The 19,337-nt window shown below is 60.1% G+C and carries 13 protein-coding genes; 7 read left to right on the forward strand and 6 right to left on the reverse strand.

All coding sequences use genetic code 11. From position 1 onward, the window contains the following. Nucleotides 1-127: 127 nt before the first annotated feature. On the reverse strand, nt 128-499 hold the full coding sequence (locus VGG64_05990) for a hypothetical protein (protein ID HEY1599132.1): 372 nt from the start codon (nt 497-499) through the stop codon (nt 128-130). A gap of 271 nt (nt 500-770) precedes the next feature. On the opposite strand from VGG64_05990, the gene VGG64_05995 reads away from it, so the two are divergent. Beyond that, nucleotides 771-1,592 (forward strand): hypothetical protein, encoded by an 822-nt coding sequence (locus VGG64_05995; GenBank protein ID HEY1599133.1) that lies wholly within the window; start codon nt 771-773, stop codon nt 1,590-1,592. 778 nt (nt 1,593-2,370) lie between these two features. Here the strand turns inward: VGG64_05995 and VGG64_06000 are convergent. The 3 genes from VGG64_06000 to VGG64_06010 all read right to left on the reverse strand — a co-directional run bounded on the left by VGG64_06000 (nt 2,371) and on the right by VGG64_06010 (nt 6,365). After that, the gene (locus VGG64_06000) at nt 2,371-4,008 is read right to left on the reverse strand and encodes an ATP-binding protein (GenBank protein HEY1599134.1); all 1,638 of its coding nucleotides are present in this window, start codon (nt 4,006-4,008) and stop codon (nt 2,371-2,373) included. A gap of 512 nt (nt 4,009-4,520) precedes the next feature. Beyond that, complete coding sequence (locus VGG64_06005; GenBank protein ID HEY1599135.1) at nt 4,521-5,120, reverse strand: hypothetical protein; 600 nt, start codon at nt 5,118-5,120, stop codon at nt 4,521-4,523. Between the two features lie 1,059 nt (nt 5,121-6,179). Further along, nucleotides 6,180-6,365, reverse strand: coding sequence for a hypothetical protein (locus tag VGG64_06010; GenBank protein ID HEY1599136.1), 186 nt, complete (start codon nt 6,363-6,365; stop codon nt 6,180-6,182). A 390-nt stretch (nt 6,366-6,755) separates the two neighbouring features. Here VGG64_06010 and VGG64_06015 point away from each other — a divergent pair, with 390 nt between their 5' ends. The 5 genes from VGG64_06015 to VGG64_06035 all read left to right on the forward strand — a co-directional run bounded on the left by VGG64_06015 (nt 6,756) and on the right by VGG64_06035 (nt 15,243). Beyond that, nucleotides 6,756-7,805 (forward strand): PEP-CTERM sorting domain-containing protein, encoded by a 1,050-nt coding sequence (locus tag VGG64_06015; GenBank protein ID HEY1599137.1) that lies wholly within the window; start codon nt 6,756-6,758, stop codon nt 7,803-7,805. Nucleotides 7,806-8,407: 602 nt separating this feature from the next. Then, entirely contained in the window at nt 8,408-8,761 is a 354-nt protein-coding gene (locus VGG64_06020; protein HEY1599138.1) for a hypothetical protein, read from the forward strand. Between the two features lie 478 nt (nt 8,762-9,239). After that, nucleotides 9,240-10,574, forward strand: coding sequence for a PEP-CTERM sorting domain-containing protein (locus VGG64_06025; protein ID HEY1599139.1), 1,335 nt, complete (start codon nt 9,240-9,242; stop codon nt 10,572-10,574). Between the two features lie 338 nt (nt 10,575-10,912). Then, a complete protein-coding gene (locus VGG64_06030; protein HEY1599140.1) occupies nt 10,913-13,558 on the forward strand; it encodes a PSD1 and planctomycete cytochrome C domain-containing protein in 2,646 nt (881 codons plus the stop codon). A gap of 194 nt (nt 13,559-13,752) precedes the next feature. After that, nucleotides 13,753-15,243, forward strand: a complete 1,491-nt coding sequence (locus VGG64_06035) for a DUF1501 domain-containing protein (GenBank protein HEY1599141.1) — start codon at nt 13,753-13,755, stop codon at nt 15,241-15,243. A gap of 12 nt (nt 15,244-15,255) precedes the next feature. Here VGG64_06035 and VGG64_06040 read toward each other — a convergent pair whose 3' ends face one another. Then, nucleotides 15,256-16,008: a DUF2071 domain-containing protein gene (locus VGG64_06040; protein ID HEY1599142.1), complete on the reverse strand. Its 753-nt coding sequence runs from the start codon at nt 16,006-16,008 to the stop codon at nt 15,256-15,258. Between the two features lie 74 nt (nt 16,009-16,082). Continuing rightward, nucleotides 16,083-16,538, reverse strand: a complete 456-nt coding sequence (locus VGG64_06045) for a hypothetical protein (protein ID HEY1599143.1) — start codon at nt 16,536-16,538, stop codon at nt 16,083-16,085. Nucleotides 16,539-16,971: 433 nt separating this feature from the next. Between VGG64_06045 and malQ the strand changes: the two genes are divergently transcribed. Continuing rightward, nucleotides 16,972-18,909 carry a 4-alpha-glucanotransferase gene (malQ, locus tag VGG64_06050; GenBank protein ID HEY1599144.1) on the forward strand — a complete coding sequence of 646 codons (1,938 nt, stop codon included), beginning with the start codon at nt 16,972-16,974 and terminating at the stop codon, nt 18,907-18,909. The last annotated feature ends 428 nt before the right edge of the window (nt 18,910-19,337 follow it).

Consider the following 19,337-nt stretch of genomic DNA (forward strand, 5'->3'; position numbering starts at 1 on the left):
GTTGAGGGCCTAGTGGCCGCAAGGTCGTGCAGGTTCAAGTCCTGTTTCCCGCACTCAAACGTAGTATGGACTTACGACAAGTCAAACAAACGGAAGGGCCGTCGTTAGAATCCAAACTACCCCACATCTACCCCACTTCCATTCTCTTGAAAACGTCGTCCGCGATGATCTCTTCGTCGAGGGCTAGGTAGTGGTTGCGCATCGTTTGCGGGGAGCACCCGAACGCAATCGCGGCATCACTTTCCGTGACACCAGCCATCCGAGCCCGGCTCATCGCCGTTCCCCGGAAGTTGTGCAACTTGAAGTAATCGGCTCCGGTGGCTTCAAAGTAATCCTGGGCCTCATGCTGGAGCCAGTTCACTAGTTGCCGTGGTGAGAAGTCTTTGACCAGCTTGGCATGGTTCGCCCGTCCTCGGCTCCGGTGGACCTTCCGAAGCTGGTCCGCGAAGGCTTCAAAAACATACCGTTTTCCCGCCACGGCCTTCAGTTCGTGAAACATCGCCGTAGGCAACCGGCAGGAACGCTGTTTGCGACCTTTCGTAGTGTCGCTGGTGAAGCGTACACGACCCTCGGCTAGCGGCCAGCTCCTCGGATTACGGCCGCAGGCGTCAAGGATGCCCTACTCCGACAACCACCGTCAAGGAACCCTGTTACCGGCTGTGGTACAATTGACACGCCACGCTCGTACTCAATAAATTTAAACGTCCTGGTGCTAACGACTTCCTGCTGTGTCGATCGACTCTTCACGCTTACTTTTTGGAGGGACAGTCATGAAGCGGTATGCACTTGTCGCTGTCGGTTGTTTGGCACTTGGCTTTTGTTTGTGGCAAGTGTCGTCTGGTCAGCAGATACCTGGGACGAAGGCGGCACCAGAACCCCGCGCAGAAGCACCACAGCAGGCCACCGTAAAGGAACTCGAACAGAAGCGGTTAGCGCTTTTGGAACAGGTTTGCACATCCGTCAATAAGCACTTTGAAAATGGGCGTACTGAGTATGTGGAAGTCCTGGTAGCACAACACGAACTACTTGCCGCGCGCCTCGAATACGCTGAAACTCAGCAGGATCGTATCAAGGTTTGCGATCAGGCAATCGAGAACGCACGTCTCATAGTAGAGCAGAGTGAGCAACGACGGATGAGCGCTAAAGGTACTGCGATCGAGGTTTTGCGGGCGCAGGAGTTTCTGTTGCAAGCACAAATTGCGCGCGCAAAAGCTGAAGCTGAAAAAGCGGTGCCTGAAGGGCAGACAACCAACGCCGATCGTCCGACAACGGATTCGAGCTTCAGTGAAGTTAAAGACGACAATACCCACATACCGTCCAATTTCAATGGTAAGAACCTAAGTATCCGGACGGATAATCGTGGACGAATTGTAGTCGAATTTCCTGGCATCAAGGTCGGTGGAGGAAGCCGCGTATCAATTAACGACCAAGGCGTCATGCAGATTGTGCCACCAGATGATGAGACCTTATCCATCACTAGAAAAGGCAAAACCGGATATGTTTATCTGCCCCGTGGCGTCTTGCTGTCGCCTAGTACAGGTCAGATTGATCTCAAAACCGAGCCAGCCACAGTCGTATTTGACTTTCCCTGATGGCGTTGTTCACGCGAACTTTATTCCAGCATCAGGGTCGCCAGCATCTGGCGAACGGCGTCCAGATCGGTCCCCGGCTCTTGCCGGATCAACATCCACCGCAGAGCCTCTACGAGTTCGGTGTACGTGGTTGTCATCGGCTGCCCCCGAACACCGGCGAAGCGTGCTCGTGAGCGAAAGTCAGAAAGGTCCGTTGGAGAACCGGCGGAACAAGTAGGAGGACGACGGCGAGCGCGGCAACGATCACTGAAGCCTTCATGGTGATGCCCCTCGGAAATTACCCCAGAATTACCCCAAATCGACGCGAAAACACGACGAATTGCGGGGATCGACGGGGACTGACGACGAATCCGAAATCGTCGCTAACCTGCTGAAGCTCGCCGCTTTTCGTTGAACCGCTTAGGTTTGCGGAAAAGTGACCAATGAAGTTGAGGGCCTAGTGGCCGCAAGGTCGTGCAGGTTCAAGTCCTGTTTCCCGCATTACTTTCGAGCAGAGGTGCTCGCAGCACCAGCGCCGCCCAACGGTCAGCAAGAGAAGCCGTTGGCCAGGACACAGCCGGAGGGGCCGTGAGCGTGCGATGGCGGTCCGTGCCATCTAGCACGGGCATGCGTCCTAGATATCAACGTCCATAGCACATCATGTGGCAATCATCGCCACGAATGCCAGGCCAAGTAGTCCCTGCGCGCCCTCTCTTCTTGCCTGATGTACCGCCGAACCGTTTCGATTAGTCGGCCGCACGCGTCGAGGATGCCTGGCTGCGGCAGCAGCAGCAGACAACTACGAACGCGATGCGGCACGCCGGTAGGCCTGGAACTGGTTCGCGACAACCGCGATAAGCTCAGCAGGTTCGACAGGTTTGGGAAGGTGCATTTGAAAACCTGCCATGAGGGCGCGGCGACGGTCGTCGGAGCGGGCAAACGCCGTGATAGCGATGGCGGGCGTGTCTCCACCTTCCTCGTGAGAAAGGGCGCGAACGCGACTAAGAAACTGATAGCCGTCCTGTCTGGGCATGCCAATATCACTCAGAATCAGGTCGGGGCGTAGACGGCGGACGAGTTCAAAGGCTTCATCCGCACTGCTTGCCGTGTTGATATCAGCGTTGCACCGCTCTAAGACGCGCCGGATGACTGTAGACGCGTCGCGTTCATCATCCACGACCAAGATTTTAAAGCCGTCGAACGAAGGAAAATCGATCAGGGGGCCGATTTGGGTCTCGGCTTCGGGGTGTGTGGCACCAGGGGCTGTAAGAGACTCGTGAACCGCGATCACAGGGAGGGTGATGACGAACGTGGCCCCTTGATCGACACCTGGACTCGAGGCGGCAATGGTTCCCCCATGATGTTCGACAATCGTCTTTACAATTGCCAGCCCCAGCCCGAGTCCGCCGTGACGCCGATCGGCTGCTGTCTCGGCTTGCGAGAAACGGTCGAAGAGTTGGGGGAGGAATTCGCGCGAGATGCCTTGACCGCTGTCGGCGACGGTGATTTCGATTTGCGAGTTACTGCGGCGCAGCAGGATGTGCACAAGGCCGCCTGCTGGCGTAAATTTTACGGCATTGGATAGCAGGTTCCATAGCACCTGCTGGAGGCGATTAGGGTCGGCGTTGATCGGGCCGCATTCAGAATCGAGACATTTTGTGATACGGATTCTCTTCGCATCGAGGGCCGGACGAATCGACTCGACGGCGGAGTTGATGATTTGGGCTACATCGACGGCTTGCAGATCGAGGCGGAACTTACCATTGATGATGCGCGACATATCCAACAGTTCATCAATGAGCCGAGCCTGAGCGCGCGCATTACGCTCAATAGTATCCAACCCCTCTTGAAGATCGCTGGGCGAACCGAAGATGCCGGGGGCGCGCAATAAAGTGGCCCAGCCGAGAATAGCATTGAGCGGAGTGCGGAGTTCGTGCGAAAGGGTAGAAAGGAACTCATCCTTCATGCGACCGAGACGTTCCGCGTCGGCACGAGCGAATTTTTCACGTTGGAGCATTTTCTCACGCTCCACCAGTACTCGTTTCACGCTCGTGACATCGCGCGCGACCTTGGAAACGCCAACAACCTGACCGGAGGCGTCTCTTAGGGGAGAGATAGTCACCGACACGTCGATCAGGCGGCCATCCTTATGACGGCGGATTGTTTCGAAATGATCCACTCGCTGCCCGCGCCGAATTTGTTCCAGAATCTTCGGTTCTTCGTCAAGTCGGTCAACGGGGAACAAGTTGGTGATGGGGCTGCCGATCATTTCCTCGGCCGTGTATCCGAATATTCGCGCGGCAGCCGGGTTCCAACTGCGAACGACACCGTTAAGGTCTTTCGAGATGATGGCATCGTCCGAAGAAGTGACGATGGCCGCCAGCAACCCGGTTAACTCCTCGGGTGAGCCGTACTTCGGCAAAAACATGTCCTGCATTACGATGTCTCGAAAACATGAGGGACAGAATTGCCGATGCGACCCGGATAGTATAAGTCCTCGGCCCTACTCAGCTGGACGGAAAACGCGCAGTTTGGTTCAGGAATGTGTGGGAACGAGCGGCAAACGAGGAGTCTCTTTCGACGCCCGAGGCTAGGACATCCGCAATTTCGGCTACCCGCGAATGGCGTGCCAGGAACGTGGAAGGTGTCTAGCGCGACGCGCATCAAGTCACCGCATTTTTGGCACGTGTTCCAGACACAGCCGGTTGGCTGACCTGGGAATTGCCCCGCTTGACCCAAAAATCGGCGCGAAAACAGGGCGAGTCACGGGACTCATTAGACTCACGACATATACAAACTTCGTCGCTAATCTGCTGCGCTTCGACGCTTTCCGTTCAACTGCCGAAATTTGCGGAAATTAGGTCAATGAATTTGAGGGCCTAGTGGCCGCAAGGTCGTGCAGGTTCAAGTATTATTTCCCACACTCTTTCAGTAGAGGTGCTCATAACATCAAGGCCGCACAAGGCGTGCGATATCCGCGACTGTCACGGCTTGTGGGAAAGCCCACTGCAGGAGCAGCCCGAGCAGCGCGTAGTGCACCAATAGAATCAGGGCCGCCCAGCCGGTCAGCTGAAGAGGAGCCATAAGCCCCGAGACAGCCCGGGGGGGCGTGATCGTGGAATGGCGGACCTTGCCACCTAGCACGAGCAGGTTCCCTAAGTACCAACGTGCATGCCACATCATGTGCGCTGCGACGAACAAAGTTCCCACGATCATGGCCACGATCGCCAGGCCAATCAGCCCCTGCGCGCCCTCTGCTCGTGCCTGATGTTCCACAGAACGTCTCGATTGCTCAATAAGCTGTTCCCTGGCTTCAATCGCTTCGTCATCCCAGGGGTTCTGCGTTTCGATTGTCTCCGGCGCGCCGTCGAGCAGGGCCGACCGATCGAGCGACGGTTTCGTCCAGAGCCATAAACCTAAGCACAACGCAAAGACGGCATAGGCCGCCAGAAAATTAACACTGAAGCGCACTGCCAAGCCGCCCCGACCCACAGTGCAAAGGGAACATTGGTAGGCGGCCCACGCTGCAAGAACAAACGAGACGATCATTGTTAGGTGCGGCCACGCACGGCGCGCGAGCCAGTCACCAGCGCGTCCGGTCAGCACTGTGCGCATCTGATCAGCGTACAACGCCAGTTCCCCATTTTATGCGTGCAAGCGACTTGCAGGTTTCGGTTAGCGGTCGTTGCTGGTCGTCGAAGGCGCCAACGCGACCGCGCTTTTTTACGCCCGTCCCTGCCGGCTGGCGCGTCGGCGGCTTCGTTTGCTCGCCCCGCCGTCAACAGCGACTCCATGATACGGCCCAGTTGCAACGATTGTATCGGAACGACTGGTGCTGACGAAATGCCTGATCACGCGGGGGCTGATCGCCGAAGAAGTCTAGGCAAGGCCAAACGGTTGAGCTTAGGAAGGCGTCCACTGCAACGACGCCAGCAGACTGATTCGGTCGTTCGCATCGTTGCCACACGGTCGGGATCATGGCACTGCCGAAACCTCGATTTGCATAATTTCACCGGCTGCCGATCCGGTCCGCGGTAAGGCCCGGAGGCGCTGGCTATACCTTAGGCATACCAATCGAAACCTGGGTGCCGCGAACCTGGCGACCCAACTCATGGAGGAGTTCAAAAATGTTACGGCGTTTAATTTTGGCCACTCTTGTCGTTGTTGCCTTGGCGTCTTTGGCCCAGGAATCGCACGCGGGCTGCAAACGTTGCTGCAAAAAAAATGTTGTCTGCAACTTGTTTGGTAATTACGGCCCCGGCCCGTTCGGCTGCGGCGATTTTGCCTATGCTGGCTATTATCCGCGGGCCAATTACACCTGTTGTGGATGCCGAATTCAGTAGGGGAGTACGGGGCTGAATTCACTGGGGCACTTTTGAACGGATGCTCACGGACAGCGGTGTTTCTATGAATCATTCTCTCGATTCGGGAGTATCGCCTGCACCGGCGACCGCGCGCATTGTCCGATGACGACAACGAAGAAGTGATCGGCGAGCCGGATCCCCACGGATCCGGCTCGGACCGCAGTGGTTCGCGGTGATGAATTAGATTTCAATCGCTGCGACGCGCTGCGGTTCGTCTAGCTGGACCGATTCTAAATTCGTAGCCTCACGGCATGATGCCCGGGCGGGCTTTTAGCGCCGCGAACTCGGCCGCGGAGAACGCGGCGCGTTTCTCTTCCGGGCTAACGCTGCCGCTTTGAACAGCGTTTCTGATCGCCTGGATATCCATCCTGCCGCGCGCCAGACCGATCGTCGATGGAAAGGTGGTCCTGTGGAATCTGACGACCGGCAAGACGTCGACTCTGCAAGTCCCCGGCAGTAGCAGCTATCCATGGACGCGGCCCGCAGGGATTCTGGCGGTGGTTGTGTCCGTCTATTTCTTTACTCGGAGGCAGCCAACAAAAACGAAGATCGATTTCGCTGCACAGCCTCCACCTGCCTAGCGTTTATTCCTACAGCAACACGCTAGCATCGAGAGGCCGCATGTAGATGTCTGGCCGTCTGGTGGGAATTGCCAAAGGCCTGGCGGCCGGACCAGGAGAATCTGAGCGGAAAGCAGGCGGCGCAGCTTGCTTTGCCATTTTCGAACCGTCAGAATGCCCGCCAGCGACGGCATTGATGGTCGCCGATCTGTGGACTGGCAAGTCTCCATTCTTGGCACAATCTCTGGGAGGGCCCGCTCATGAAATTCACGATGTCGACTTGGTCTTGCGCGCGCTGGTGCTGTCTTCACGCGCTGACAATCGTCTTGGTGTTGTCGTCCGCGGCCGTTTCACTGGCCGCTCCGCTCGACACCCGGTTTCTCAATCAACCCGTGGCTGGCGGGCGCATTTCGACCTATAACAACGCCGCCGCTGCCGCAAAATACGACAACAACATCGTCGTGGGTGGCTCGGTCGTAGGTTCCGTGCTGATGGACTACGACGCCTTTACAGGTACGCAAGGGACTCGGGCCATTGGCGGAGCCAACATCTCTGGGGGTTTTTACCTGGGTAACGCCACGGTGAAGCCCGGCTTTACGCTGGAATGGGTGCAGACCGTATCGGCGACGACCACCGGCGGAGAGAATATTGCACCCAAGGGGTTCGACCTGCCGGCAACGAATTCCATTGCCTATCCCGATGCCGATCCCACCGATGCGGCAGCCCGCGCGTATTTGACGAGCAAAGGTCGACCGGCCCCCGTGGCCACGACCTTTGCGCCTTCTTATGTCTTTACCAAAGTGCAGGTAACTCCCGCGGCACCCCCGGGCGGAGTTGGTGCACCGACATTGGGATTCACGGACACACCCGGGCGCGGCCTGGCGCCCGCGGCGCTACAAACCTGGACGGGCGAGCTAGGACTCGTGGCAATTTCCACCGCGCTGGATACTCACGGTTTTCACACCGTGGACGTGATCGCGTCGTTTGAGTACGGCTTTACGATTGGGGCAGGCAGCAATGTGGTTACGGCGACTGCGCCGTATAACTTCGGCGCGCCGACAGCCGGTTTCGGCGGCGGCTTGCCGTTTGGTTACACGACGACGCTGAACAGTTTTTACGGCGGGACGAGCCCAGCCGTCGGTGGCAATGCCGGCGTGGCGACGGATCTATACAACTTTGTCTACGACCCGACGGTATTGGTTCCCAAGCCTGCGCCCGAACCTGGCACCTTGTTGCTGCTGGCGCTAGGCGCGATGGGACTGGCAGTGGGCCGCTGGAGGCGTCGCTGGCAGGTCGCTGCGCGTGGGTGATCGATTCAGCAAGTATTTGCTGACCGTCGTTGCGATCACCACGCCCGGTTGATGAAAGCGCCTCGCAAGGCGGCAGGTTTCGCACGGACGCAAAACGTCGAACGACCATCTCAAGGCGAACGACAATGGCGGGCCCTCGGCGGGCGCCTAAGACGCCTGCTTAGTCGGCGTTGCTTCGTTCATACCCTGCGTCAGGCAGCGCAATCCACTCGGCGAGTGGCGACGCATTACACGTAGCCAGGGTTTGGAGGCAAGCATTGTCATCCCTTGGTGGCGCCGTTTGGCCGCCACTGCGGTCGCCAAGATTGGCACGGCCCGCAACTACTCTCGGCCGACGAAGGCCATTTGCCACGCGACTCGGGGCCAAGTCGGATTACTCGCGCGAGCACTTTCTGCCGCAGAAACCTTGCATATTCGTAATGATTCGAGTAAACTTAAGAAGTCGTAATGTTCGATATGCCCTTACGGACAACCGGTATCACCGGCCCTGCCTATCGGCAAATCTCAAGGGTTGACACCCAATGATGTTACGACGAATTGTTGGCCAAGGTTGTGCGTTTGGTGTCGCGTGTCGTTTCCTCCTATAAGAGAGGACCATTGCCATGACCGGGATTCGCGTTTTCGAGCTAGTCGAAGTATTAGAGGCGGGCAAAAGCGCCAAGGCGCGCCTGTTGAACTGGAATGGCGAGCGGTATCAGCCGAGCGCCTTTGTGCAGGTCCAGGTTCACGACTATGTCGGCGAGTCCGGTGTTCCTGGGGATTGCGGTTACTGCTTTCTTTCCAACGAATCGCACCGTTGGGAAGTGTTGTGCGGGCTGCCGGCGCCGCAGGCCGAAGCCGTCGCCGCGCCCACGAGCAGTGCCCGGCCGCCGCGACGGCTGCGCCGCTCTGCAAAGGCAATCCCGAGCCTGGACCGTCCGGCGGCCCAGGATTGGACCTTCTCGAATTTCATGTGATGGCAAGCTGGGTGACGCCGCTCGCCGCCGGGCCGACTTACCCGGCCCGCGGCTCGAGCGGCGCAAAGGCCGCGTTGGCGCCCCTACGCGTCGGCGCGGTCTTTGTCTTGCCGCACGAACGTTTGCGCTTTCGAGATTGCCCGCGAAAGGCAATTTTTATTGACCTCTCTGCGGCAGCCTGATAGTGTCAGCGCACTCGGTCTGGCGCGCGATGCCTTGCACGGCATGGCCTAAATCGCCGGACCCCAGGGGCATAGCTGCCGGAACAGCTACTGAAGGCACTTCTAAGAATCGACGTGTGGGGCTCGTCGACCCGAGCGCAATAGCTGTGCGCTCGTTTCTGCCGGCCCATCGGCGCAGCGGGACTTTTCCTCTTTCTCTTTTGTCCCAGGCGCAAGCGTCTTTGTCGTTTCTGCGTTCGCGAGATTAACGCTGGCGTTTTTCTCTTGTTTCATTCATTCGTTTTTGGAGGTGGGCAATGTTTCGCAGAGCATTTTATTTGCTGGTGATAATTCTGATTGCGGCGGCTGGTGCAAACGCAGCGGAACTCGTCGTGATGGGAACCAACACCACGGCTGTGCCCGGTGCCAAGGTCTACACAGTGGGTGTGCAGGTATCGCAGGCGGATGTGGCCGCCGCGATCGCGCCTTTGGGAAACTCGGGGATACCACTTTTGGTTCAGGGGGTGGATTTTATTGGAAACGTTATCAACGGGGCGTCCACGAATCCGAGTCAGTTGCAAACCATCCAGACGGCGTACATTGACCCGGCAGCGGAAAATAATCCCGTCGCTCCAAGTTTTGGTGCCGGCCCTCCCACAGTTCTCAGCGCTGCGGGTACGCATGCGCTGTACGCGACCAGTTGGTGGTACACAAGCTCCACCGGCACGCTTATGGGCGTAAACGACTCGACTGGAAATGCCGGTGTCGTCAGTACTACGCCCGCAGCCGACGGTAGCGGTGTTTATACGATCGGGCCCACGAACAACGTCGGTCCAGCCGGAGTCGTGTGGGACCCCTTGATCTACAACCCCGCGGCACCGGCCATGTCCATGGAAGCCGCATTACTTGGTGGGTACGGTAACAGCGTGAGTTACATCGACAAACCGCCGGTCAGCAATTTGTTTTCCAACGGTGTTTTAACCGTTCCACTGGCGCAAGTCGTCACCAATGGCGATCTGCACTTCGACTTCAGTACCACGGGTCTTGAAGGCAACAATTTCATTGCGCTGGATCAACTAACATTCAACTTCCTTGGGGGTAACTTCACCGTCGACCCGCACGCGGTGCTCGACTACAGCACCAACACGATTCACTCCGAGCTGACGGCCGGTGGTGGGTTGGCGAGCGTTGGGGGTGTGCAGGTCAGTCCGACGATGATCACGGCCGATGGCAACTTGACGAGCACGTTTGCTACCACTACAGCGGCGAATCTGGGCCAAACGATTGGCGCCGCGGCCGCGCAGCAGATCAACTTCGCACTGGCCGGCTCGACAGCGCAAGCCTGGGACATTCATTTCACCGGCACGCTGCAGGGTCTGAGCACGGTGGTATTTCACTACGACCCGACGCTGATCGGCAGCATCCCTGAAATGGATTTGCGGATCGAGCACTACGAAAACGGCGCTTGGGTCGTACCAACCGGTCAGGTGGTCGACACGTTGGCGCATACGATCACGTTCCAGACCGATAGCTTCTCGCCGTTCGTGTTGGCACAGACCCCAGAACCTTCGGCCTTTGTCCTGCTTTCAGTGGGTGCCCTTGCGTTGCTTGGCTGGCGGCGGCGCTCTGCAAAGCGAACACGATCGGTCTAGCAACTCTGATATCGGAAGCCGCCCCGATTAACCGCGATGGTCCTAGGTTGCAGAGAGTTGTTGTCATTCGAGCACTGGGCCATGCCCGCATGTGCCGGGTCCATTAATAACGGACCCGGCATGTGCGGCGCGCTCGCAATCCCCTCTTGGCTGCGGTAGACTGGTGGCCGCCTGCCTGCGCGTGTTGCCGGAAGTTTTCCAACCCGGTCGCGCTCCCCGCCGTCCGCTGTGAATCATCTGCCCGCGAGGAACGAGACATGCCGCGCCGTGTCCGTCGAACCCTCCCTTCCGTTTCGTTGCCCGCCGGAAGTGCGTCCCTACGCGCCAGGGGCGGCTCGTTGGGACTTGTCGTTCGCGCGCTACGCGTGTTCGGATGCTTCGCGCTGACGTCTGCCGTTGTCAGCACAGTTCAGGCCGACGGGCCGTTATTCGAACGCGACGTACTACCGGTCCTCACGGCACACTGCCTGAAATGTCACGGCCGGGAGGCGCGCAAAGCGGGCCTCGACCTGCGCACCATGGCGCTGGCGGCGCGAGGGGGCGAGAGCGGACCAGTGCTGAAAGCCGGGGCGCCGCAGGACAGCCCTCTGTACGGTCGGATCGCCGACCATTCGATGCCACCCGAGGGAGAGTTGCCGCTCACGCCCGCGCAGATCGACGTGGTGCACCGCTGGATCGCTGCCGGCGCATTGTCGTCTGACGGCGGAGTCGCGTCGGCCGACGGATTGCCGGCCGACGCCAGTGCCGAAGTGAGCCCGGCCGACCGCGACTATTGGGCTTTTTGCAAGCTGGTGACGCACCAGCCCCCAGCCGTTAGCAATACGGATCGCGTCCGCACGCTGGTCGACTCGTTTTTGCTTACGCGGCTGGAGGAACAAGGACTGACGTTTGCGCCCGATGCCGACCGGCGGACGTTGGTGCGGAGGGCATTTTTCGATCTGGTTGGGCTTCCTCCTTCACCGGGCGAGGTGGCCGAGTTCGTGGGTGATTCGTCGCCCGAGGCTTACGAGCACCTGCTCGACCGACTGCTGGCTTCGCCCCATTTCGGCGAGCGCTGGGGCAGGCATTGGCTGGACGCGGCCGGCTATGTCGATGTGTCGGGGGGCGACAACGATGCCGGCATCATCAAGCTATCCGAAGGCAAGTGGCTCTACCGCGATTACGTGATTCGCTCGTTCAACAACGACAAACCGTTCGAGCAGTTTCTGACCGAGCAATTGGCCGGTGACGAGCTGGAAGACTGGCGTGCGGAAGAACATTTCACTCCGGCCACTCTCGATCGACTGGTAGCCACGACATTCCTCCGAGCCGCCGCTGATGACACGGACGAAAACGAACTCAATACGGCCGACATCCGGCATGGCGTGCTCGCGCGGACGGTGGAAACGGTAAGCAGCAACCTACTAGGGCTGACGGTGCACTGTGCTCGCTGCCACAGCCACAAATATGATCCGATCTCGCAGGCGGATTATTACCGGCTGACCGCGATTTTTACGCCGGCCTTCAATCCGCAAGCATGGCTGCAACCGCGCGACCGGGCCTTGGCCGATATTTCGCCGCGCGAGAAATCCGCCGGCGAAGAACACAACAAGCAAGTGCAGTCCCAGATCGCCGACGCGAAGAATCGATTGACCGATTTGCGCCGGCCCTATGAAGAGAAGTTTTTCGAGGCCAAATTGTCTGCGCTGCCCGAGGCAATCCGGGGCGACACGAGGTTGGCCGTGCAAACGGCGGCCGACAAGCGCAACGACGTGCAGAAGTATCTGGCCGGCAAGTTCGAGGCTGGGCTGAAAGTTTCGGCCGAGGAAGTTGCAGGCGCGCTCGGCGAAGCGGACCGCGCGGCAGCCGCGGAACTAGACGCCAAGCTAGTAGAACTACCTAAACAGCTGCGCACGTGGGGCAAGATTCAGGCCCTGTACGACGTTGGCCCGCCTCCGTCGACGTATTTATTGCGGCGTGGCAATCACGATACCCCCGGCGGCGAAGTTTCTCCCGGGTTCTTGAACATCCTGGCCGACGAGACGTCTGGTGCGCTGCTCGCTAGCGCCGGCGCCGGCGGGGCCACGAGTGGCAGGCGGCTGGCTCTGGCCCACTGGCTTACAGCGCGCGATACCGTGGCGGCCGGGCAGGTCGCGCGGGTCATGGTCAACCGTCTTTGGCAGCAGCTGTTTGGCGTGGGCATAGTGGAGACGGCCGACAACTTTGGGCATTCCGGAAGCCGGCCTACGCATCCCGAACTGCTCGACTGGCTGGCGAGCCGCTGGATCGTCGACGGCTATCGTTGGAAGCCATTGCTGAAGACGGTGATGCTGTCGACGGCATACCGGCAAGCGTCAGTGTTGCCAAGTGAAGGGGCAACAACCTCGGCCGTCGATCCCCAAGCCGTGGATCCCGGCAACCAGCTGTTATGGCGGCAACGCTTGCGAAGACTAGAGTCGGAAGCGGTGCGCGATGCCATCCTCACTGCCAGTGGTCAGCTTGATCGCACTCTCGGTGGTCCGCCGATACCGCTGGATCCGCGCCCTGACGGTTCGGTGGTGATCAAAAAGGCGAACCTGCCGACTCCCGCATCACGTTGGCGCCGCAGCGTTTATGTTTTGGCGCGGCGCAATTACCATCTTTCGATGTTGGGAGTCTTTGATCAGCCGGTGGTGGCGACCAACTGCCCACGCCGCAACAGCTCGGCCGTGGTTTTACAGTCCCTGGCCATGCTGAACGACGACTTTGTCATCGAACAGGCGGCAGCGTTCGCTGACCGCGTGATCACTACGACGCCCGCCGACCGCCAAACAGCGGCGGCGTTCGAGATTGCTTTGGCCCGTGAGCCAAACTCGCAGGAAATCGTGTGGTGCGAGGACTTGCTGCGGCGGCAGTTTGATCGCTTTCGCCCCCAATGCGAAGCCGACGCGCCGGCCCGCCGCCAGGCGCTCGCGCATGTGTGCCAGATGCTGTTGAATACGAGTGAGTTTTTGTACGTGCCGTGAGTATTTTTTCCTGAGCGTTTAGCCAGCCCCCGGGCTATGGCCAGTATCAAGGGTTAACTGCGAAGTTGTCTCACCGAGGAGAGCGGATAGATAGTGTCGAGAGTACGGCATGTCCACGCCCAGCGTGGACATGGCACCCTGGGAAACTCAACTACCCTGCAATGTCAAGTTATGTTGCAGTGAATGATTTGGCCATGAGCAAGCCTCGCTTAGCCAGTGACGGTTCTCTATCGCGCGTGTCGCGGCGGGACATGCTGCGCGCCTCGGGATTGGGGTTCGGAGGGCTGGCGCTCGGTTGTCTATTGGACGAGGAGGCGGCGGGCGAAGCCACGGCCAGCGCCCATACGAATGCGCCCTGGGGGGCCGACCTGACGCCCAAGCCCAGTCAGTTTCCTGCCCAGGCCCGGGCCGTGATCATGCTGATGCAGAACGGCGGGCCGGGACAGATGGAGCTGTTCGATCCCAAGCCCGACCTACAGGCGCATGCCGGCCAGACATTCGGCGAAAAGGTCGAGATGTTCCAGAAGGGGAGCGAGGTGAACAAGCTGCTCGCCAGCCCTTTCAAGTTCCGCCCGGCTGGCCAGTGCGGCATGGAACTGTCCGAGGTCATCCCGCATTTGGCCGGTGTGGCCGACGATATTTGCCTCGTCCGCTCGATGCACACCGAGCACAACAATCACACCGAAGCACTGGTGATGTTCAACACGGGCAAGATCTTTCCTGGCCGGCCGGCGCTGGGCTCTTGGGTCAGCTATGCCCTGGGGACCGAAAACCAGAATCTGCCCGCCTACATCGTGCTGCGCGATCCCGAAGGCTACAACACGAGTGGCACTTTGTTGTGGCAAAATGCCTGGCTGCCAGCCTTGTACCGCGGGACCGAGTTCAGCTCGCAGGGTCCGGCCGTTTTGAATCTGAAACCACGGTTGGCACAGCCCGCCGAAGCGCAGCGTGACGACCTGGATTTGCTGGCACGGCTCAACGAAGAACATCGCCGCAGCTATCCGCAAGAAACGGAGCTCGACGCGCGGATTCGCAATTATGAACTGGCGGCGCGGATGCAATTGGCTGCCGGCGAGACGCTGGACCTATCACGCGAGACCGCGGCCACGCAAAGGCTCTACGGCCTCGATAATCCCGAGACGTCGGGCTATGGCCTGCGCTGCCTGATGGCCCGGCGGTTGGTCGAAAACGGCGTCCGTTTTGTGCAGATCTTTCCGCCGGTCAAGCCGCAGTTTCAGCCGTGGGATTCGCACACCAATGTGAAAACTGAGAATGAAGCGATCTGTGCCAAGACCGATCTGTCCAGCGCCGGCCTGATCAAGGACTTGAAGCAGCGGGGGCTGCTGGATTCGACGATTGTGCTGTGGAGCGGCGAGTTCGGCCGACTGCCGGTGTCGCAGAATGGCTCGGGGCGGGATCACAATCGCAACGCGTTCAGCCTGATCGTGGCTGGCGGCGGGTTTCGGCGTGGCTGCGTGCATGGAACGACCGACGAAGTGGGATACCGCGCAGCCGATGCGCGCGTGAGCGTGCCCGATCTGCACGGCACGATTCTGCACCAACTGGGCTTCGATCATCGGCGGCTGGCGTTCGTACATCACGGCCGGCCCGAAACGCTGACCGATGCCCCGCTGACCAAGGCCCGTGTGGTGACGGAAATACTGGAACGGCCGGTGCGGATTTAGACAGCCGCGGTTTCAGCAGACGGCCACTGTTCCCTGGTATTGCTCGGTCGTGCCCAACGGGGCGAGTGGCTCCCAGCGATGCGGAATGTTGCGCATTTCCAGCGCGCAATCGAATTCGGCCGAGCCCGGCGGAAAAACGGATTCGTCCGCGAAGAAGCTGGAGCGGATCGCATTGACCGCTAGTGGCCTCGCATGCCACCGCTCGGAAACCAGCTCCAGCCCCTCGCACTTGTTAGGAGCGAGCGCAGGCGAGTAGCCGCGCGCCCCGTGCCGATAAAAGTCACTGGCTGCGTGCGGCGAGTCGAACAATTCGGATTGCCATTTGCCGCCGGGGCGGGCCTCGACCTGAATGGCAACTTTTCCATCGTCGCTAGCGACCGAGATCTGCAAGTCATCGGCAGATTCGCGTGTCAGAAAACGCGCGTGATGGTGAACGCCCGCGAACAATCGGCCCCCCAGCAGCACCGTCGCCCAGGACGAAGTGTCGCGTCGCGGAATGAAGACTCCCTGGAACTCTACTTCGCCGTCGTGCCACGTCACGGCAAAGCGATGGGCCGCGTTCTGAGAGGCCAATCCCCAGTCTGCCGGCCAAAACCCAGGGCGCACTTGGGCCAGTTGAATCAAGCAGATTCCGGCCACCGCATGTCCGCGCACGATCTGCGGCTCGAACGGGCTGGGTAGTAGCGCACTTACGATCGCTGGATCCACGCGATAAGTAACCAGAATCCGCCGCTGGATGAGGCCGTGGATGGCTGGAATTCGCATGGAAAAAAATCTCCAGGTCAAAGGTCTTGCCAGGAGATGAACCGCTAGAGAAGCCCAGCGTTAACCGGGGGCGTCTATCGCCCCAGAATTCGCCAGGCCACATTGGCCGATTCTAGGCGTGTGAGCGGACGGCCATGTTCCTTCAACTTGCGCTCGACCACGATGGCGAGTTCGAGAAATGCCAGCTCGCGCACTTCATCCATCAGGTCGGGGGCGGCCAGCAGATAGCCGACGGCCTCGGACTCGACCAGCGTCGGGGGCGGTTCATTTTGCAGCTCTAGACGACGAATGCGTTCCTTGAGCGTCGCCAGTCGACCATTGGCGGCCAGCGCCGGTTTCTTCGCCGGGCGAGCGCCCGACTTGGGACGCGTTGGCGAGACCTTCGCCGCCGCGGATTTCGCGCGATGTGCTTGGCCGTGTGATTTGCCCGAGTCGCGGTGCGTGTTGACGGCGGCGGTGGGGCGCACCTTGGCTTTAGGCGCCGTCGTGTGCTTTTTTGGGCGTCCTGCTGGGACAAGCTTCTTTGGCATCGTGAAACTCCGGGATGGCCAGGCACCGTCGGACGACACTCGCGCCATCATCGTAGCGGAGTCATGCGCCCCTGTCGCTGCGCGATTCAGGATCGCCGCGTGGATACCTGCGGACGATCCGCGGCTTTTTTGGGGGGAAGTGCGCGGGATGGTGCCGGAGCGACCACGGCCCCCCTGTTGGGCTGACAGTATTGGCAGCTACTTTGCCCTCGACCGGCAAGGGCCCGAAGGTGTATCGTCGCCTCTGGTGCGACCTTGGGGTGGTTGGGATTACCGGCCCCCTTTAGAGCGAGCGGTACAGGTTTCGCACCTGCCGACCGATTGACCCAAGTTGCTCATTGACTCTGCAAGTTTCGAAGCGCGTCGCGAGTAATTGCCGTCACGGGATGCGTCAATTTCGCTCCGCGTGCTAACGTTTTATCAAGCCTGACTTATGGACACGGATTGCCACGGGATCGCGCACCAGTTTCAGGATGCGTTCGGTGTACTGCGCGTTACGTCACGGTCGACCCGGGACGCGATTCGCCGCGCCATGCATGCCGACGAGCCCGCGACAGAGGCCCGCGTTCGCGTCGTGAATTTGCGCCGCAAGTCGGCCTATCGCGTCGGTTCCGGCCAGCTGCTGCTGGAAGAGGGCGGAGTGCTCAGCATCTCGGACCGATTGCCGGCCGACGTTCCGTTGGGCTATCACGATTTCCTTCCCGAGGGGTCGAATGCACCGATCCGGCTGATAGTTAGCCCGGGACGCTGCCAAGCGCCGCCGGCCAAGATGAGCTGGGGCTGGGCCGTGCAGCTTTACGCGGCGCGCTCGGCCACGAGTTGGGGCATGGGCGACCTGGCCGATTTGCGATCGCTAGCGACCTGGTCGAAGGGACTGGGCGCCGCATTCTTGTTAGTGAATCCACTGCCGGCTGTCGATCCGGTTTTGCCACAAGAGGCCAGCCCCTATTTTCCGACCAGCCGACGGTTTCGTAATCCGCTCTACCTGCGTATCGAAGAGATCGCGGGCGCCGGCGAACTCGGGCACCTCTTAGAGCCATTGGCCACGGCCGGACGACAACTGCAGCAGCAGGATCGCATTCGACGGGACGAGGTCTTTCGTCTCAAGAAGCAGGCTCTGGAGCTGCTGTGGAACCGGTTTTCCGGCAGTCCCACATTCGAGTCCTACCGCGGGGAGCTTGGCGCACCGCTACGGCAATTTGCGACGTTTTGCGTGCTGGTCGAGCGATTCGGCTCGGACTGGTCGAAGTGGGACGCGGAATACCGCCGCCCCGAGGCCCCAGGAATTGCTCGGTTTGCCGCCGAGAATGCCCGCCGCGTGGCGTATCACGAGTGGCTGCAATGGCTACTGGACGTACAGCTGTCCGCCGCCGGAACGTTGCCGATCGTGCAGGACATGCCGATCGGCATTAATCCCCGCGGCGCCGACGCCTGGACCTGGCAAGACGTGCTGGCCGAAGCCGTTTCGATCGGGGCGCCCCCCGACATGTACAACACCCAGGGGCAGAACTGGGGCATGCCCCCTTGGACGCCGCGGCGTTTGCAAGCCGCCAAGTACGAGCCCTTCGTGCAGACGATTCGGGCCCTGTTGCGGCATGCCGGAGGATTACGGATCGACCATGTCATGGGTTTGTTCCGCCTGTATTGGATTCCGGACGGCGAGTCGGCCGTGAACGGGACCTACGTCGAATACCCAGCCGAGGATTTGCTGAACATCGTGGCGTTGGAAAGTCATCGTGCTGGCGCCTTTGTCGTGGGCGAAGATTTGGGAACCGTGGGGAAAAACGTGCGGCAAATGCTGGCCGCCGCACGGATACTTTCCAATCGGCTGCTGTGGTTCGAGGATCATCCCACGCGCGACTATCCGCGTCTGGCATTGGCCGCGGTCACGACGCACGATCTCCCCACGATCGCCGGATTGTGGAGCGGCAGTGACCTGGCTAAGCAACAGACGCTGGGATTGTCGCCGAATGCGGAAGCCACCAACGAGATCCGCGACAAGTTGCGCGTGATGACGGGGCTCGCCAACGACGCACCGGCTGTCGACGTGGTGCGCAAGACCTACGAATTGATGGCCGAGGCCCCCTCGGCTTTGGTAACCGCTACGTTGGAAGACGCACTGGCGATTGAGGAGCGGCCCAATATGCCGGCCACGACCTACCAGTGGCCTAACTGGTGCATCCCGTTGTCGGAAAAACTCGAAGCTCTATTTCAGGCTCCTCTGGCGCATTCGATTGCGTCGTCTCTATCGAGCCGCGGCAAGCGGGCCAAACGGTCGCGCGCGACCACGGGTGCCAACGGATCGGCAACCGGAGCCCATAGCACAGACCGGGAACAGCAGGCGACAAACGGCAAGCCGCGGGGTGCCTGAATCGCGCCCGCAGTGATTTGGCCGTAATCCGGCTGCCGGTTTGCCCCACAGTGGGCTATCGGGCCATGGGCGGGCAGTTCAGAACGTGGCCCCGCCGCCCCTGGCGAAAACGGCCTTTTCTCTGCGCCGGACGGCGTTGACGCCTGCCCTGGCGGGTTTACTGCCGGATTCGGGAGGCCTCGCGTTCACGCGAGCGGCGGGGCGCCCGGTGTCTCCCTCACAGTCCGGAAATGATGCCGTAAAGAGCATTTCGGCAAATTTCTTGCACTCCCTGGAACCCCAGTTTAGATTAAAAACCACGCGGCCAGTTTTTGTTGACTGAGCGTTAAGGTCGCGTTGTCCGGAACATCTTCGTCCCCACAGCTGCGAGGCACGGTGGGGCGAACAGGGCTAGTCGCTCGCGAGAAGCAGGGCTTTGAGCGTCATTT

The sequence above is a fragment of the Pirellulales bacterium genome (genome assembly GCA_036490175.1).
Lineage (GTDB): Bacteria > Planctomycetota > Planctomycetia > Pirellulales > JACPPG01 > JACPPG01.

Coding starts and splice junctions, on each gene's coding strand:
- VGG64_05990 (HEY1599132.1), bottom strand. CDS start 499: ATGTTTCACGAACTGAAGGCCGTGGCGGGAAAACGGTATGTTTTTGAA.
- VGG64_05995 (HEY1599133.1), top strand. CDS start 771: ATGAAGCGGTATGCACTTGTCGCTGTCGGTTGTTTGGCACTTGGCTTT.
- VGG64_06000 (HEY1599134.1), bottom strand. CDS start 4,008: ATGCAGGACATGTTTTTGCCGAAGTACGGCTCACCCGAGGAGTTAACC.
- VGG64_06005 (HEY1599135.1), bottom strand. CDS start 5,120: ATGATCGTCTCGTTTGTTCTTGCAGCGTGGGCCGCCTACCAATGTTCC.
- VGG64_06015 (HEY1599137.1), top strand. CDS start 6,756: ATGAAATTCACGATGTCGACTTGGTCTTGCGCGCGCTGGTGCTGTCTT.
- VGG64_06020 (HEY1599138.1), top strand. CDS start 8,408: ATGACCGGGATTCGCGTTTTCGAGCTAGTCGAAGTATTAGAGGCGGGC.
- VGG64_06025 (HEY1599139.1), top strand. CDS start 9,240: ATGTTTCGCAGAGCATTTTATTTGCTGGTGATAATTCTGATTGCGGCG.
- VGG64_06035 (HEY1599141.1), top strand. CDS start 13,753: ATGAGCAAGCCTCGCTTAGCCAGTGACGGTTCTCTATCGCGCGTGTCG.
- VGG64_06040 (HEY1599142.1), bottom strand. CDS start 16,008: ATGCGAATTCCAGCCATCCACGGCCTCATCCAGCGGCGGATTCTGGTT.
- VGG64_06045 (HEY1599143.1), bottom strand. CDS start 16,538: ATGCCAAAGAAGCTTGTCCCAGCAGGACGCCCAAAAAAGCACACGACG.
- malQ (HEY1599144.1), top strand. CDS start 16,972: ATGGACACGGATTGCCACGGGATCGCGCACCAGTTTCAGGATGCGTTC.